We start from the raw sequence: 12,226 nt of genomic DNA, 5'->3' as shown, positions 1-12,226 counted from the left end.
TTACTCCTCTACGCTAACCATGTAGTAAACTTTATTTACCATACCGCGAGTTGAAGCAGTATCTTCAACTTCTACAGTATGACCGATACGACGCAAACCCAGGCCACGCAAGCAAGCCTTATGGCTGTCCAAGCGACCGATGCTTGAACGCGTCTGCGTTACTTTCATCATTTTCTTTGCCATGGTCTTAGTCCAAAATCTCTTCTACAGTTTTACCACGCTTGGCAGCCATGTCTTCTGGCGAAGTCATTTGCTTCAAACCGTTAATAGTTGCGCGAACAATATTAATTGGGTTTGTAGAGCCAATGCTTTTTGCCAAGATATTTTGGATACCTAGCACTTCAAATACCGCACGCATCGCACCACCTGCGATAATACCAGTACCTTCGGAAGCTGGTTGCATATAAACTTTAGATGCACCGTGCGCTGCCTTGATTGGATGTTGCAAAGTATGGCCGTCTTTCAATTCAACTTGAATCATATTACGACGAGCCTGTTCCATCGCTTTTTGAATCGCAACAGGAACTTCCTTTGCTTTACCACGACCAAAGCCAACTTTACCTTTACCATCACCAACAACAGTCAAAGCTGTGAAGCCGAAAATACGACCACCTTTAACCACCTTGGCAACGCGGTTTACGTTGACCAATTTCTCAACTAAACCTTCTTGGTTATTCATATCTTTTGCCATGCTTCACACCTTAGAATTGTAAGCCTTTCTCACGAGCCGCATCAGCTAAAGCCTGAACGCGACCATGATATTTAAAACCACTACGGTCGAAAGCAACCTGCTTTACACCCGCTTCTAAGGCACGCTCAGCAACTAAAGTACCGACATGCTTTGCAGCATCTACGTTACCCGTTGACTTAACGTCACCGCGAACTGTCTTCTCAACAGTCGAAGCGCTAGCGATCACATTACCGTTCTCACCGCTGATTACTTGTGCGTAAATGTGGCGAGGGGTTCTGTTAATAACTAGACGATTAACGCCTAGTTCATGCATTTTTGCACGGCTTTTAGCCGCACGACGCAAACGTTGAATTTTCTTCTTCATAACCCTGCCCTACTATTTCTTCTTGGCTTCTTTACGAACAATACGCTCGTCAGCATAGCGAACACCTTTACCTTTGTAAGGCTCTGGTGGACGATAGGCACGAATGTTTGCCGCAACCTGACCCACGACTTGTTTGTCAGCACCTTTAACAAGTAATTCTGTCTGAGAAGGCGCTTCAATAGTGATACCTTCTGGTGCTTCAAACTCTACTGGGTGAGAGAAACCTAGGCTTAAGTTCAATTTTTTACCTTGAACCTGTGCACGATAACCAACACCTACAAGCTGTAGTTTCTTTTCGAAACCGTTGGTAACGCCTGTAATCATATTGTTAACTAGTGCACGATATGTACCAGCCATTGCCCAGCTTTCTGCGCCAGCTGAAGGAGCGAAAGTTATTTCACCGTCTTCAACTTTTAATTCAACGTCAGAATGCAAAGCCTGTTCTAGCTGACCTTTTGAACCTTTTACACTGATCACGCCATCTTTGATGTTTACTTCAACACCTGAAGGGATAGATACAGCGCTTTTTGCTACACGTGACATCTTAAATCTCCCCTTACGCTACAGTGCAAAGAACTTCACCGCCGTGGCCATTCTTACGAGCCGCGCGGTCAGTCATAACACCTTTAGAAGTAGAAATGATCGCAACGCCCAAACCACCAATAACTTTTGGCAATTCGTCTACTTTCTTATAAATACGTAGACCTGGACGACTTACACGTTTCAATTCCTCGATAACCGGACGACCTTGGTAGTATTTCAACTCAACAGTCATTGTCGGCTTTGAACCTTCTTCTACGCTGAAGCCAGCGATGAAACCTTCATCTACTAGTACTTGAGCAATAGCTTTCTTTAATTTAGATGCAGGAATAGTGACAGTTTTCTTCGCAGCGGTCTGGCCGTTACGAATACGAGTCAACATATCTGCAATTGGATCTTGCATACTCATTGTGATTCTCCCAAGCCTTACCAGCTAGCCTTAACCAAACCAGGAACGTCACCTTTCATAGCATGCTCACGAAGCTTATTACGGCATAGGCCGAATTTGCGTAGGTAAGCATGTGGACGTCCAGTTACACGACAACGGTTACGTTGACGCACAGGATTTGCATTACGTGGTAGCTTCTGAAGCTTCACCTGAGCTTCCCAAACTTCTTCTTCAGAAGAGTTAGGATTCTTGATGATTGCTTTAAGCTCAGCGCGTTTTGCAGCGTACTTTTCTACAGTCTTTGCACGCTTTAATTCACGCTCAATCATTGATGTTTTAGCCATAGCGTGCCCCTTATGATTTCAATGGGAAGTTAAACGCATCTAGTAATGCGCGACCTTCGTCATTGGTAGTTGCCGTGGTGGTAATGGTAATATCCATACCGCGGATTTTGTCTACTTTATCGTAGTCGATTTCAGGGAAAATAATTTGTTCCTTGATACCAACTGAGTAGTTACCGCGACCGTCGAAAGACTTAGGATTCAAACCACGGAAGTCACGAATACGTGGAACCGCGATAGAAATTAATCTCTCTAGGAATTCCCACATACGCTCGCCACGCAGAGTCACTTTACAGCCAATTGGATAACCGTCACGAATCTTAAAGCCTGCGATTGATTTGCGAGCTTTAGTGATGACCGGCTTTTGGCCTGAGATAGCTGTCATGTCGTTGACTGCGTGCTCAAGAATTTTCTTGTCCGCAATAGCTTCACCCAGACCCATGTTTAATGTGATCTTGGTAATGCGTGGGACTTGCATAACTGATTTGTACTCAAACTTCTCTAGAAGCTGAGGTACAACAGTCTCTTTGTAAAAGTTGTGCAGTTTCGCCATCATTAATTACCTGAATATTAACAAATTAAATTGCTTCGCCAGTTTTCTTAAAGAAGCGTGATTTTTTGCCTTCTTCTACTTTAAAGCCAACACGGTCAGCTTTACCGGTAGAAGGGTTATAAATCGCCACGTTAGAAATATCCAACGATGCTTCTTTATCGATAATTCCACCTTCATTGATAGAACCATCCGGATTTTGACTTGGCTTGGTGTGTTTCTTCACCAAATTGATGCCATCTACGATCACACGGCCATTTGATAAAACACGCTTAACATTACCGCGTTTACCTTTATCTTTGCCTGCGATTACGATGACTTCGTCGCCACTTTTAATCTTTTGCATGATTCTCGTCTCTCTACAGTACTTCCGGTGCCAAAGACACGATCTTCATAAACTTGTCACCACGTAGTTCACGTGTAACAGGTCCAAAGATACGAGTACCAATCGGCTGTAAGTTATTGTTCAAAATAACAGCAGCATTGCCATCGAAACGGATCAAAGAACCGTCTGGACGACGTACACCCTTACGGGTACGTACAACTACTGCGTTTAGAACGTCACCTTTTTTCACCTTACCGCGTGGGATCGCTTCTTTTACGCTCACTTTGATTACGTCACCAATGTTGGCGTAACGGCGATGCGAACCACCCAGTACTTTAATACACATTACTCGACGAGCGCCTGAGTTATCAGCTACGTCTAGCATTGATTGCATCTGGATCATGGTTTTCTCCGCTTAAACCCGCGCTAAAATGGCGCGAGAGTATACCATTAAATTACTTAAATTCCTAACCCCGAGGAAAACTAATTGCTCGGGGCCGGCTTATCCTAACTTAGTTGGCGCGCTCAACTATCTCAACTAACTTAAATGACTTAGTTTTAGAGATAGGACGACACTCAACGATTCGGACTACATCACCTGCTTTACACTCGTTAGATTCATCGTGAGCGTGGATTTTAGTCGAACGCTTGATGAACTTACCGTATAGCGGGTGTTTTACCTGGCGCTCAATCAACACAGTGATAGATTTATCCATCTTGTCGCTGATGACTTTGCCCTGTAATGTGCGTTGAATAGTATCAGTGCTCATTATGAACCCGCCTTTTGGTTGATGATGGTTTTAACACGAGCAATGTCACGACGTAAGGCACGTAATTTGTGCGTTTCAGTCATTTGGCCCGTAGCCTTTTCCATACGTAACTTGAATTGATCTTGTAACAATTCGTGCAACGTTACGTTGAGCTCTTCAACGCTCTTGTCTTTCAATTCTGTCGCTTTCATTACATCACCGTCCGTTTAACAAAGGTTGTTTTGAAAGGAAGTTTAGCAGCCGCTAAAGCAAATGCTTCGCGTGCCAAATCCTCAGAAACACCCTCAACTTCATACAACATACGGCCTGGCTGAATTTGTGCAACCCAGTACTCAACGCTACCTTTACCTTTACCCATACGCACTTCAAGTGGCTTTTTGGTAATTGGCTTATCAGGGAATACACGAATGTATACCTTACCGGCACGTTTCATATGACGGGTCATTGCACGACGAGCAGCCTCAATTTGGCGTGCTGTCATACGACCGCGACCTGTCGCTTTCAAACCGAACTCACCGAAGCTCACATCATGAGCTACTGTGCCACGGTTACGCAGCTTGTGCTGCTTGCGATATTTAGTTCTTTTTGGCAATAACATACTTGCTCACCCCTACTTCTTAGCTTTAGGAGCAGGTTTTCTGCGGCGAGGTTTTTTATCTTCTTTTGGCTCAACTTTTTCTTGGCCAGGAAGAACTTCACCTTTGAAAATCCATACTTTAATGCCGATGATTCCGTAAGTCGTCAAAGCTTCTGAAGTTGCGTAGTCGATGTCCGCACGCAATGTATGCAACGGTACACGACCTTCACGATACCACTCAGTACGAGCGATTTCGGCGCCACCTAGACGACCACTTACTTCGATTTTGATACCTTCAGCACCAAGACGCATTGCATTCTGAACTGCGCGCTTCATTGCACGACGGAACATTACACGACGCTCAAGCTGTTGTGCTACGTTATCACCAACTAGCTGTGCATCTAGCTCAGGTTTACGTACTTGCTCAACAGATACTTGGGCTGAAACGCCTGCCATATCAGCAATTTTGGCACGCAACTTCTCAATATCTTCACCTTTCTTACCAATGACGATACCTGGACGCGCAGTGTGAATAGTCACACGAATTGCTTTTGCAGGGCGTTCGATATCAACACGTGATACAGAGGCGCTCTTCAATTCTTTGAACAACCACTTACGGATGTTGATATCACTTTCAAGGTTATCCGCAAAATCGCCGCGCTCAGCATACCAGGTTGCAGTATGCTTCTTTACGATACCTAAGCGGATACCAGTAGGATGTACTTTTTGACCCATTACCTTCTCCTAGTTATCCGATACTTTAACGGTTACGTGGCTAGAACGCTTTAAAATACGGTCGCCACGACCTTTAGCGCGCGGACGCATACGCTTGGCAGTTGGGCCTTCATCAACGAATACAGTTGAAACTTTCAACTCGTCGATATCTGCGCCTTCATTGTGCTCAGCGTTAGCAATCGCAGACTCAAGAACTTTCTTAATTAAACGAGCTGCCTTTTTTGGGCTAAACTCAAGAACGTTCAACGCTTTCTCTACTGGCAAGCCACGAATCTGATCGGCGACGAGACGCATTTTCTGTGCCGAGATGCTAGCATTGCGCAATTTAGCTGCTACTTCCATCTTTCACTCCTCGCCTTACTTCTTTTTCTTGGCTTTTTTGTCAACATCGTGGCCATAGTAAGTACGAGTTAATACAAACTCACCTAACTTATGACCTACCATGTCTTCATTTACGAAAACAGGTACGTGTTGACGACCATTGTGAACGGCAATCGTCAAACCAACCATTTCAGGGAAAACAGTTGAACGACGAGACCACGTTTTAATCGGTTTCTTGTTACCAGAGGCCGCAGCTTCTTCAACCTTCTTCAATAAATGAAGGTCAATGAATGGGCCTTTCTTTAACGAACGTGCCACAGTGCTATCCTCTATCGTTTGTTGCGGCGACGGACAATCAACTTGTCAGTGCGCTTATTACTACGGGTTTTCTTACCTTTGGTTGGAACACCCCATGGAGTTACAGGATGACGACCACCAGAGGTACGACCTTCACCACCACCATGCGGGTGGTCTACCGGGTTCATCGCGACGCCTCGAACTGTTGGGCGAACACCACGCCAGCGCTTAGCACCAGCTTTACCCAAGCTACGTAACATATGCTCAGAATTGCCAACTTCACCTACGGTGGCGCGACATTCTGCAAGCACTTTACGCATTTCGCCCGAACGCAAACGTAGAGTTACGTATGCACTGCCACGTGCAACGATTTGTGCATAAGCACCTGCGCTACGAACCATTTGCGCACCTTTACCAGGTTTAAGTTCGATGTTGTGAACAACAGAACCTACTGGAATGTTACGCATTGGCAATGTATTACCTGTTTTGATAGGTGCAGCATCGCCAGAAATGATTTGATCACCAGCTTGTAAGCCTTTTGGAGCGATAATGTAACGACGCTCACCATCTGAGTAACAAACCAATGCGATATGCGCACTACGGTTTGGATCATACTCAAGACGCTCAACTTTCGCTGGGATACCATCTTTATTACGTTTAAAGTCGATAACACGGTAGTGTTGCTTATGACCACCACCAACGTGACGCACAGTAATGCGACCGTTATTGTTACGACCACCATTTTTGGTTTTCTTCTCCAACAAACTTGCTTCAGGTTTACCCTTGTGCAAATCTGGGTTGACCACTTTTACGACAAAGCGGCGTCCAGGAGAAGTTGGTTTAGCTTTTACAATTGCCATTTACTTGTCTCCTTCTTACTCGCCGCCTGCAAAGTCAAGGTCTTGACCAGGCTTCAATGATACGTAGGCTTTTTTCCAGTTTGGACGACGACCTTCAACTAGACCAAAACGCTTACGCTTACCTTTCATGTTCAAAGTGCGAACAGATTCCACTTCAACCTCAAATAAGGTCTCAACGGCTTTCTTGATTTCACGCTTGTTAGCATCTTTGGCCACTTTAAATACAAACTGACCATCGCGCTCAGCCAAAATCGTCGCTTTCTCTGAAACGTGAGGGGCCAGAAGAACTTTTAAGATACGCTCTTGGTTCATCCTAACATCTCCTCTACTTTCTTAACCGCAGGGACAGTCATGATCACTTTGTCAAAACCAATTAGGCTAACTGGATCAAGAGCATTCACATCGCGAACGTCAACTTTATGCAAGTTGCGAGAAGCTAAGAACAAATTCTCATCAACAGAATCTGTAATGATAAGTGCTTCTTTAGTATCCAGTTCTTTCAACTTAGCAGCCAATTCTTTAGTTTTTGGTGCTGATACTGAGAAGTCTTCAACAACGATCAAACGCTCTTGACGAACTAACTCAGAAAGAATGCTCTGGATAGCACCGCGATACATTTTGCGGTTTACTTTTTGTGTATAGTCTTGTGGTTGTGCAGCGAAAGTTACACCACCTTTGCGCCATAGTGGGCTACGGATTGTACCAGCACGGGCACGACCTGTACCTTTTTGACGCCATGGCTTTTTACCACCACCGCTAACAGCGCTACGGTTCTTTTGTGCACGAGTACCGGCACGCGCAGCCGCTAGATAAGCAACGACCACTTGGTGAACTAATGATTCGTTAAACTCACGACCAAAAGCCACTTCAGAAACCTTGATTGCGCCGCCAGATGTTAAACTAAGTTCCATAGTCAACTCCTCTTGGCCTAGGCTTTCTCAGCAGGACGTACGATAACGTCACCACCGGTAGCGCCTGGGACGGCACCTTTGATTAACAACAAATTGCGCTCAGCATCAACACGTACAACTTCAAGAGTTTGTACTGTTACACGCTCAGCACCCATGTGACCTGACATCTTTTTGCCTTTGAATACGCGACCAGGAGTTTGGTTTTGACCAATAGAGCCTGGAGCACGGTGTGACAAAGAGTTACCGTGGGTACTATCTTGACCGCGGAAGTTCCAACGCTTGATAGCGCCAGCATAACCTTTACCTTTAGAGGTACCGGTTACATCAACTTTTTGGCCCGCTTCAAAAATATCAACTTTAACTTCGCCACCAACTTCAAAGCCGTCAAGAGAATTCACACGGAACTCCCACAAACCACGACCTGCTTCAACGCCAGCTTTCTTATAATGACCAGCTTCCGCCTTAGTGATGCGGTTTGCTTTACGGCTTCCTGTAGTAATCTGTACCGCTTCATAACCGTCAACGTCAGTTGTTTTCAACTGCGCGATGCGGTTTGGATCGGCTTCTACTACGGTAACCGGGATAGACACGCCGTCTTCAGTGAAGACACGAGTCATACCTCGTTTTATACCTACTATTCCGATAGCCATGTTTTAAACCTCAACCGAAATGGTTATCTACCTTGCTTCTAGTGTTGCCTTAAGAAAGGCTAATTTGAACATCAACACCAGCAGCCAAATCCAACTTCATCAAAGCATCAACTGTTTTTTCTGTTGGCTCGATGATGTCCACCAAACGCTTATGCGTACGAATTTCATACTGATCACGCGCATCTTTATTAACGTGCGGAGAAATCAGGATGGTGAAACGCTCTTTACGAGTTGGTAAAGGGATAGGACCTTTTACCTGAGCACCTGTACGTTTAGCGGTATTTACGATCTCTGAAGTCGATTGGTCAATCAACTTGTGATCAAACGCTTTCAATCTGATTCGAATACGTTGCTTTGCCATTGCAAAGAACTCCACTTTTAAAATTAAAGAACATAAAAAACCGCTCCACCCTGCTACATCGAGGGGTGCGGTTACCAAACTTTAATCAGACTCCAATCGAGCCTGTTGTTAGCAAAATCAATAACTTACTTTTAAAAAAGTCTGAAATTGCTTCGCAAGAACAACCCTAATAGTGGCCGTTACGCCTACAAAGGGACGCGAATTATAGGGTAAAAGCCAATGGAAAACAAGCCTTTTCCTAAATAACTCACTTTTTCTTAAGAATAAAAAAGCGAGCCCGAAGACTCGCTTTTTGAGTGCCGATTATCGATTACTCGATGATTTTAGCAACAACACCCGCGCCTACTGTACGACCGCCTTCACGGATCGCAAAGCGCAAACCTTCGTCCATCGCAATCGGTGCGATCAACTCTACGTTCATTTTGATGTTATCGCCTGGCATTACCATCTCTACGCCTTCTGGTAGCTCTACAGCACCAGTAACGTCAGTTGTACGNGGGCAGTCTACGTGCGCGTAGTGACGGTTTGGAGTTTCATACTCAACGTGTGACGTAGAAATCGTGATACCACGCTCTTTTTCTTCTGGAGCGTTGTCGATGTCTGCGAATGCACGTGCTGAACCACCATAGACTTTCGCCAATACGGTACAGATTGCTGCAGTTAGAGTCGTTTTACCGTGGTCAACGTGGCCAATAGTACCTACGTTTACGTGCGGTTTCGTACGTTCAAATTTTTCTTTAGCCATTTTCAATTCCTCTAATTAAAGTTTGGAACTAATATTTCAAATTAAATTAAGAATTCTTGCTCATGATTGCTTCAGCAATGTTCATTGGAGCTTCTGCATAGTGCGAGAACTCCATGGTGAAGCTAGCACGACCTTGCGACAAGCTGCGTACGTCAGTAGCGTAACCAAACATTTCTGAAAGCGGTACTTCCGCATCAATCACTTTACCTGATGAGTTCTCACCCATACCTTTCACAAGTCCACGACGACGGTTAAGGTCACCCATAACGTCACCCATGTACTCTTCAGGAGTAACAACTTCGACTTTCATCATAGGTTCAAGTAGTGCAGGGTTTGCAGATTTTGCTGCATTTTTAACAGCCATGCTACCAGCAATCTTAAACGCCATTTCAGATGAGTCGACATCGTGGTAAGAACCGTCATAAAGAGTCGCTTTAACATCAAGTACTGGGTAGCCAGCCAAGATACCATTTTCAAGCTGCTCTTCGATACCTTTAGCAACTGCACCAATGTATTCTTTAGGAACAACACCACCGACGATGGCATTTTCGAACACGAAACCAGTACCAGCTTCCTGAGGCTCAAGTTTAACCCAAACATGACCGTACTGACCGCGACCACCTGATTGACGTACGAATTTACCTTCGACTTCAACGGTATTACGGATAGACTCACGATAAGCAACCTGAGGCGCACCAATGTTCGCTTCAACTTTAAACTCACGCTTCATACGATCAACAAGGATGTCCAAGTGAAGCTCACCCATACCAGAAATAATGGTTTGGCCTGACTCTTCATCGGTACGAACACGGAAAGATGGATCTTCCTGCGCTAACTTACCTAAAGCAATACCCATTTTTTCTTGGTCAGCTTTAGTTTTAGGCTCAACTGCAACAGAAATAACTGGTTCAGGGAACTCCATACGCTCTAAAACAATTTTATGTTCTAGGTCACATAAGGTGTCACCAGTAGTTACATCTTTGAAGCCAACACCGGCAGCGATGTCACCAGCGCGAACTTCTTTGATTTCTTCACGGCTGTTTGCATGCATCTGAACAATACGACCGATACGCTCTTTCTTCTGTTTTACAGAGTTGTAAACGCTGTCACCAGAGTTAATAACACCTGAGTAAACACGGAAGAACGTCAAAGTACCAACGAATGGGTCAGTTGCAATCTTGAACGCCAATGCTGCAAATGGAGCATCATCATCAGCTTCACGAATTTCAAACTGCTCGCCTTCTTCGTCGATAGTACCTTGAATCGCTTTAACTTCTTTTGGTGAAGGCATATATTCAATAACAGCGTCAAGTACAGCCTGAACACCTTTGTTCTTGAATGCAGAACCACCAAACACAGGAATGATTTCGTTAGCCAATGTACGCTTACGAATTCCCATTTTGATTTCTTCTTCAGTAAGCTCGCCGCCTTCCAAATACTTTTCCATCAACTCTTCGGTAGCTTCTGCTGCAGCTTCAATCATTTCCATGCGCATTGCTTCGCACTTGTCTTGAAGATCTGCCGGGATGTCCTGATATTCAAAGGTCATACCCATGTCTTCTTCATTCCAGATGATCGCTTTCATCTTGACAAGATCGACAACACCCTTGAATTCATCTTCGCTACCAATGGTCATTTGCATCGGAACAGCAATTGCGTTCAAGCGTGATTTCAGCTGACTTACAACCATGTCAAAGTTTGCACCAGTACGGTCCATTTTGTTAACGAATACCATACGTGGAACTTCGTATTTATTTGCCTGACGCCATACAGTTTCAGTTTGAGGCTGAACACCTGACGAACCACACAATACAACTACAGCACCATCTAGTACACGTAATGAACGCTCTACCTCAATGGTAAAGTCAACGTGTCCAGGGGTGTCGATAATATTGATACGGTGCTCATCGAACTGAGCTTGCATACCACGCCAGAATGTCGTAGTAGCCGCGGAGGTAATTGTAATACCACGCTCCTGCTCCTGCTCCATCCAGTCCATGGTAGCGGCGCCATCATGCACCTCACCGATCTTATGTGAAAGACCAGTGTAGAAAAGAATACGCTCGGTAGTAGTGGTTTTACCAGCATCTACGTGCGCACAGATACCAACGTTACGGTATCTGTTAATAGGGGTTTTACGTGCCACAATAAACTCCTTGGATTACCAACGGAAATGTGAGAAAGCTTTGTTAGCTTCAGCCATACGGTGAACATCTTCACGCTTCTTAACAGCTGAGCCACGGCCTTCCAATGCATCAAGTACCTCGCCAGCCAAACGCTCACGCATTGACTTTTCGCTACGCTTACGAGCAGCATCAGTCAACCAGCGCATAGCTAGTGCTGTTTGACGCGCAGGGCGTACTTCTACAGGTACCTGATAGGTAGAACCACCAACACGGCGAGACTTAACTTCCACCATTGGGCGGATGTTATCCAGGCCTTTCTCAAATAGTTCTAATGGTTCTTCGCCTGATTTTTTCTCAGTGATAATGTCCAAAGCACCATAAACGATTTTCTCTGCAGTAGATTTTTTACCATCTTGCATCAAAACGTTGATGAACTTCGCTAACAATTCACTTCCGAACTTAGGATCAGGAAGGATTTCGCGTTTCGCGACAACACGTCTTCTTGGCATGTTAAATTTTCCTCATGCATGTGTAACTTCAGGGAAATCCAGAATAAGCTGTTACGATTCTTATCTGGCCTTACTCACATAGTGAAATAGCCGACCGGACGGTCAGCTACTAGACTATTCTCTAATTGTATGGCTTCAATATGTCAAAGATATTAAAACCAGAGC

The 12,226-nt window shown here is 44.8% G+C and carries 23 protein-coding genes; all 23 read right to left on the bottom strand.

Annotated elements, in window-relative coordinates; translation table 11 throughout:
* Entirely contained in the window at positions 1 to 183 is a 183-nt protein-coding gene (gene rpmD, locus B158_RS0109480; RefSeq protein ID WP_018625130.1) for a 50S ribosomal protein L30, read from the bottom strand.
* Between the two features lie 4 nt (positions 184 to 187).
* Positions 188 to 691 (bottom strand): 30S ribosomal protein S5, encoded by a 504-nt coding sequence (gene rpsE, locus B158_RS0109475; protein WP_018625129.1) that lies wholly within the window; start codon positions 689 to 691, stop codon positions 188 to 190.
* A gap of 10 nt (positions 692 to 701) precedes the next feature.
* On the bottom strand, positions 702 to 1,055 hold the full coding sequence (rplR, locus tag B158_RS0109470; protein WP_018625128.1) for a 50S ribosomal protein L18: 354 nt from the start codon (positions 1,053 to 1,055) through the stop codon (positions 702 to 704).
* 12 nt (positions 1,056 to 1,067) lie between these two features.
* Complete coding sequence (gene rplF, locus B158_RS0109465) at positions 1,068 to 1,598, bottom strand: 50S ribosomal protein L6 (protein ID WP_018625127.1); 531 nt, start codon at positions 1,596 to 1,598, stop codon at positions 1,068 to 1,070.
* Positions 1,599 to 1,611: 13 nt separating this feature from the next.
* On the bottom strand, positions 1,612 to 2,004 hold the full coding sequence (gene rpsH, locus B158_RS0109460) for a 30S ribosomal protein S8 (RefSeq protein ID WP_018625126.1): 393 nt from the start codon (positions 2,002 to 2,004) through the stop codon (positions 1,612 to 1,614).
* A 17-nt stretch (positions 2,005 to 2,021) separates the two neighbouring features.
* The gene (rpsN, locus tag B158_RS0109455; RefSeq protein WP_018625125.1) at positions 2,022 to 2,327 is read right to left on the bottom strand and encodes a 30S ribosomal protein S14; all 306 of its coding nucleotides are present in this window, start codon (positions 2,325 to 2,327) and stop codon (positions 2,022 to 2,024) included.
* Positions 2,328 to 2,337: 10 nt separating this feature from the next.
* Positions 2,338 to 2,877, bottom strand: coding sequence for a 50S ribosomal protein L5 (gene rplE, locus B158_RS0109450; protein WP_026309343.1), 540 nt, complete (start codon positions 2,875 to 2,877; stop codon positions 2,338 to 2,340).
* A gap of 25 nt (positions 2,878 to 2,902) precedes the next feature.
* Positions 2,903 to 3,220, bottom strand: coding sequence for a 50S ribosomal protein L24 (gene rplX, locus B158_RS0109445; protein ID WP_018625123.1), 318 nt, complete (start codon positions 3,218 to 3,220; stop codon positions 2,903 to 2,905).
* A 13-nt stretch (positions 3,221 to 3,233) separates the two neighbouring features.
* On the bottom strand, positions 3,234 to 3,602 hold the full coding sequence (gene rplN, locus B158_RS0109440) for a 50S ribosomal protein L14 (protein ID WP_012800381.1): 369 nt from the start codon (positions 3,600 to 3,602) through the stop codon (positions 3,234 to 3,236).
* Positions 3,603 to 3,711: 109 nt separating this feature from the next.
* Positions 3,712 to 3,969 carry a 30S ribosomal protein S17 gene (rpsQ, locus tag B158_RS0109435; RefSeq protein WP_018625122.1) on the bottom strand — a complete coding sequence of 86 codons (258 nt, stop codon included), beginning with the start codon at positions 3,967 to 3,969 and terminating at the stop codon, positions 3,712 to 3,714.
* On the bottom strand, positions 3,969 to 4,160 hold the full coding sequence (gene rpmC, locus B158_RS0109430) for a 50S ribosomal protein L29 (RefSeq protein WP_018625121.1): 192 nt from the start codon (positions 4,158 to 4,160) through the stop codon (positions 3,969 to 3,971). Before rpmC ends, rpsQ begins: the two co-directional genes overlap by 1 nt.
* Entirely contained in the window at positions 4,160 to 4,567 is a 408-nt protein-coding gene (gene rplP / locus B158_RS0109425; RefSeq protein WP_018625120.1) for a 50S ribosomal protein L16, read from the bottom strand. The genes rpmC and rplP overlap by 1 nt, the downstream gene beginning before the upstream one ends.
* A gap of 12 nt (positions 4,568 to 4,579) precedes the next feature.
* Complete coding sequence (gene rpsC, locus B158_RS0109420; protein WP_018625119.1) at positions 4,580 to 5,281, bottom strand: 30S ribosomal protein S3; 702 nt, start codon at positions 5,279 to 5,281, stop codon at positions 4,580 to 4,582.
* Between the two features lie 9 nt (positions 5,282 to 5,290).
* On the bottom strand, positions 5,291 to 5,623 hold the full coding sequence (gene rplV, locus B158_RS0109415) for a 50S ribosomal protein L22 (protein ID WP_012800376.1): 333 nt from the start codon (positions 5,621 to 5,623) through the stop codon (positions 5,291 to 5,293).
* Positions 5,624 to 5,638: 15 nt separating this feature from the next.
* Positions 5,639 to 5,920, bottom strand: coding sequence for a 30S ribosomal protein S19 (gene rpsS / locus B158_RS0109410; RefSeq protein ID WP_018625118.1), 282 nt, complete (start codon positions 5,918 to 5,920; stop codon positions 5,639 to 5,641).
* 11 nt (positions 5,921 to 5,931) lie between these two features.
* Positions 5,932 to 6,759 carry a 50S ribosomal protein L2 gene (gene rplB, locus B158_RS0109405; protein ID WP_018625117.1) on the bottom strand — a complete coding sequence of 276 codons (828 nt, stop codon included), beginning with the start codon at positions 6,757 to 6,759 and terminating at the stop codon, positions 5,932 to 5,934.
* A 15-nt stretch (positions 6,760 to 6,774) separates the two neighbouring features.
* A complete protein-coding gene (gene rplW, locus B158_RS0109400; RefSeq protein WP_012800373.1) occupies positions 6,775 to 7,071 on the bottom strand; it encodes a 50S ribosomal protein L23 in 297 nt (98 codons plus the stop codon).
* Complete coding sequence (rplD, locus tag B158_RS0109395; RefSeq protein WP_018625116.1) at positions 7,068 to 7,670, bottom strand: 50S ribosomal protein L4; 603 nt, start codon at positions 7,668 to 7,670, stop codon at positions 7,068 to 7,070. Before rplD ends, rplW begins: the two co-directional genes overlap by 4 nt.
* Positions 7,671 to 7,687: 17 nt before the next feature.
* Positions 7,688 to 8,320 (bottom strand): 50S ribosomal protein L3, encoded by a 633-nt coding sequence (gene rplC, locus B158_RS0109390; RefSeq protein WP_018625115.1) that lies wholly within the window; start codon positions 8,318 to 8,320, stop codon positions 7,688 to 7,690.
* Between the two features lie 49 nt (positions 8,321 to 8,369).
* Positions 8,370 to 8,681: a 30S ribosomal protein S10 gene (gene rpsJ, locus B158_RS0109385; RefSeq protein WP_018625114.1), complete on the bottom strand. Its 312-nt coding sequence runs from the start codon at positions 8,679 to 8,681 to the stop codon at positions 8,370 to 8,372.
* Between the two features lie 310 nt (positions 8,682 to 8,991).
* On the bottom strand, positions 8,992 to 9,426 hold the full coding sequence (locus tag B158_RS0109380) for a GTP-binding protein (RefSeq protein WP_018625113.1): 435 nt from the start codon (positions 9,424 to 9,426) through the stop codon (positions 8,992 to 8,994).
* 46 nt (positions 9,427 to 9,472) lie between these two features.
* Complete coding sequence (gene fusA, locus B158_RS0109375; protein WP_018625112.1) at positions 9,473 to 11,572, bottom strand: elongation factor G; 2,100 nt, start codon at positions 11,570 to 11,572, stop codon at positions 9,473 to 9,475.
* Between the two features lie 15 nt (positions 11,573 to 11,587).
* Complete coding sequence (rpsG, locus tag B158_RS0109370; RefSeq protein WP_018625111.1) at positions 11,588 to 12,061, bottom strand: 30S ribosomal protein S7; 474 nt, start codon at positions 12,059 to 12,061, stop codon at positions 11,588 to 11,590.
* Between the last annotated feature and the right edge of the window lie 165 nt (positions 12,062 to 12,226).

The organism is Kangiella aquimarina DSM 16071 (assembly GCF_000374105.1).
In the GTDB taxonomy this organism is placed as follows: Bacteria; Pseudomonadota; Gammaproteobacteria; order Enterobacterales; family Kangiellaceae; genus Kangiella; species Kangiella aquimarina.
The sequence above is the reverse complement of the archived record's forward strand: the minus strand, read 5'-3'. Positions and strand labels throughout refer to the sequence as shown.

Coding starts and splice junctions, on each gene's coding strand:
- rpmD (WP_018625130.1), bottom strand. CDS start 183: ATGGCAAAGAAAATGATGAAAGTAACGCAGACGCGTTCAAGCATCGGT.
- rpsE (WP_018625129.1), bottom strand. CDS start 691: ATGGCAAAAGATATGAATAACCAAGAAGGTTTAGTTGAGAAATTGGTC.
- rplR (WP_018625128.1), bottom strand. CDS start 1,055: ATGAAGAAGAAAATTCAACGTTTGCGTCGTGCGGCTAAAAGCCGTGCA.
- rplF (WP_018625127.1), bottom strand. CDS start 1,598: ATGTCACGTGTAGCAAAAAGCGCTGTATCTATCCCTTCAGGTGTTGAA.
- rpsH (WP_018625126.1), bottom strand. CDS start 2,004: ATGAGTATGCAAGATCCAATTGCAGATATGTTGACTCGTATTCGTAAC.
- rpsN (WP_018625125.1), bottom strand. CDS start 2,327: ATGGCTAAAACATCAATGATTGAGCGTGAATTAAAGCGTGCAAAGACT.
- rplE (WP_026309343.1), bottom strand. CDS start 2,877: ATGGCGAAACTGCACAACTTTTACAAAGAGACTGTTGTACCTCAGCTT.
- rplX (WP_018625123.1), bottom strand. CDS start 3,220: ATGCAAAAGATTAAAAGTGGCGACGAAGTCATCGTAATCGCAGGCAAA.
- rplN (WP_012800381.1), bottom strand. CDS start 3,602: ATGATCCAGATGCAATCAATGCTAGACGTAGCTGATAACTCAGGCGCT.
- rpsQ (WP_018625122.1), bottom strand. CDS start 3,969: ATGAGCACTGATACTATTCAACGCACATTACAGGGCAAAGTCATCAGC.
- rpmC (WP_018625121.1), bottom strand. CDS start 4,160: ATGAAAGCGACAGAATTGAAAGACAAGAGCGTTGAAGAGCTCAACGTA.
- rplP (WP_018625120.1), bottom strand. CDS start 4,567: ATGTTATTGCCAAAAAGAACTAAATATCGCAAGCAGCACAAGCTGCGT.
- rpsC (WP_018625119.1), bottom strand. CDS start 5,281: ATGGGTCAAAAAGTACATCCTACTGGTATCCGCTTAGGTATCGTAAAG.
- rplV (WP_012800376.1), bottom strand. CDS start 5,623: ATGGAAGTAGCAGCTAAATTGCGCAATGCTAGCATCTCGGCACAGAAA.
- rplB (WP_018625117.1), bottom strand. CDS start 6,759: ATGGCAATTGTAAAAGCTAAACCAACTTCTCCTGGACGCCGCTTTGTC.
- rplW (WP_012800373.1), bottom strand. CDS start 7,071: ATGAACCAAGAGCGTATCTTAAAAGTTCTTCTGGCCCCTCACGTTTCA.
- rplD (WP_018625116.1), bottom strand. CDS start 7,670: ATGGAACTTAGTTTAACATCTGGCGGCGCAATCAAGGTTTCTGAAGTG.
- rplC (WP_018625115.1), bottom strand. CDS start 8,320: ATGGCTATCGGAATAGTAGGTATAAAACGAGGTATGACTCGTGTCTTC.
- rpsJ (WP_018625114.1), bottom strand. CDS start 8,681: ATGGCAAAGCAACGTATTCGAATCAGATTGAAAGCGTTTGATCACAAG.
- rpsG (WP_018625111.1), bottom strand. CDS start 12,061: ATGCCAAGAAGACGTGTTGTCGCGAAACGCGAAATCCTTCCTGATCCT.